The following is a 2,177-nucleotide window of genomic DNA, read 5'->3' as shown; positions in this document are numbered from 1 at the left end:
TACCGGGGATGGGCAAAGGCTTGGCGTCTGCCGGTGCAGTGAAGTTATCCACAAGCCCACAACTCCCAGGAACGCCCGTACCACCCCGGTTTCGCGCCCCGGCACCACCGTGGGAGGAGGACAATGGGAAGTCGCTCCCCGCGGCCCCGGTCCCCGCGAGCGCACGACCGACCCACGTGCCACGGGCTCCGCCGTGGCCTCACCGCCCGCACACTCCGCACCGCACAGATCCGCACCGAAGGGACAGCACCCATGGCAGGTCACCTTGGCTGACGCACAGGTCAACCTCGCAATGGTCTGGTCCAGCGTGCTGGACGGGATCGACAACGATTCCCTGCCCGCGCACCAGCGCGCGTGGCTGCCACAGACCCGTCCGCTGGGCCTGATCGAGGACACCGCGCTGATCGCGGCGCCCAACGAGTTCACCAAGAAGGTGCTGGAGACACGCCTGTACCCGGCGATCAGCAAGGCGCTGTCCGCGCACCTGGGCAGGGAGATCCGGGTCGCCGTGACGGTCGACCCCACCGCCGTGCCGACCCCGCCGCCCACTCCCGCGCCACCCGCCGCCTACGGGCAGCAGGCCCCGCACGGCGTGGAGGAGCACGCCAGGTCCGCCTTCTCCCCCGCCGTGCCGGGCGCCGCCCCCACGCCGACGGGGTCCGCCGGGACACCGCAGGAGGCCCCGCAGGGCGCACCCGGGACCCGGGGCCAGCACGCGCGCCCGGACGACCGGTCCGTCCAGGAGGCCGGCTCCCCGTCTGCCCAGGCCGCCCCGGAGGGCCAGGCCGACCTGCTCGGCCCCCAGCCTCCGGAGGCTCCCTCCGGCACCGAGGAGGAGCCGCACACGGTTCGCGACGCGCCCGCCCCGTGGGTCCAGCAGACCTTCGCCTCTCCCCAGGAGACCCCCACCGCACCGCCGCTGTGGGAGCAGCCCTCGGCTCTGAAACGGTCAGGGAAGCCCGCGTCGTGGCAGCAGACCTGGCCCGACCCGGAGTGGGACCAGCCCAACCGCTGGGAGACCCCGCAGGGGACGGCGTCCTCGGCAGCGGCCGGGGCTGCCGACGGACACGAGGAGGACCGGGCCGAGGAGGCTCCCACGGAGGCGCACGAGCCTTCCGGGGAGGGCGAGGCCGCTCAGAAGTCCCCCTCCGCGCCCCCGGGGCGCTCGCAGGAGGCCCCTCCGGGCGAGCACGCGCGCCTGAACCCGAAGTACACCTTCGACACCTTCGTCATAGGGTCCAGCAACAGGTTCGCGCACGCGGCGTCGGTGGCGGCCGCCGAGGCTCCGGCCAAGGCCTACAACCCGCTGTTCATCCACGGCGGCTCCGGTCTGGGCAAGACACACCTGCTGCACGCCATCGGGCACTACACGCACCGCCTCTACGAGGGGTCGCGGGTGCGCTACGTCAGCTCCGAGGAGTTCACCAACGAGTTCATCAACTCGATCCGGGACGGCAAGGCGGACGGGTTCCGCCGCCGGTACCGGGACATCGACGTACTCCTGGTGGACGACATCCAGTTCCTGGAGAACAAGGAGCAGACGCAGGAGGAGTTCTTCCACACCTTCAACACGCTGCACAACTCCGACAAGCAGATCGTCATCTCCAGCGACCGGCCCCCCAAGCAGCTGACCACGCTGGAGGACCGGATGCGCAGCCGGTTCGAGTGGGGCCTGCTCACCGATGTGCAGCCGCCCGAGCTGGAGACCCGGATCGCCATCCTGCGCAAGAAGGCGGCGCAGGAGGGGCTGGCGGCTCCGCCGGAGGTACTGGAGTTCATCGCGAGCAAGATCTCCACCAACATCCGGGAGCTGGAGGGCGCGCTGATCCGTGTGACCGCGTTCGCCAGCCTGAACAGGCAGTCGGTGGACCTGGACCTGACCGGCCAGGTGCTGCGGGACCTGGTGCCCAGCGCCGAGGTGCCCGAGGTGACGGCCGGGTCGATCATGTCCCAGACGGCCGCCTACTTCGGTCTGACGGTCGAGGACCTGTGCGGGACCTCGCGATCCAGGGTGCTGGTGACCGCCCGGCAGATCGCCATGTACCTGTGCCGCGAGCTGACCGAGCTGTCCCTGCCCAAGATCGGGCAGCAGTTCGGCCGCGACCACACCACGGTGATGCACGCCGACCGCAAGGTCCGCGCGCTGATGGCCGAGCGCCGGTCCATCTACAACCAGG

General features: G+C 71.1%; 1 protein-coding gene. It reads left to right on the top strand.

From position 1 onward, the window contains the following. Window positions 1-292: 292 nt before the first annotated feature. A partial coding sequence (gene dnaA, locus AC0T5L_RS27030) for a chromosomal replication initiator protein DnaA (protein WP_476168317.1) occupies window positions 293-2,177 on the top strand: 1,885 nt, incomplete at its 3' end.

The organism is Nocardiopsis sp. TRM 82005, assembly GCF_056312425.1.
Note: the sequence above shows the minus strand (reverse complement) of the source record. Positions and strands in the feature narration are given on the sequence as shown.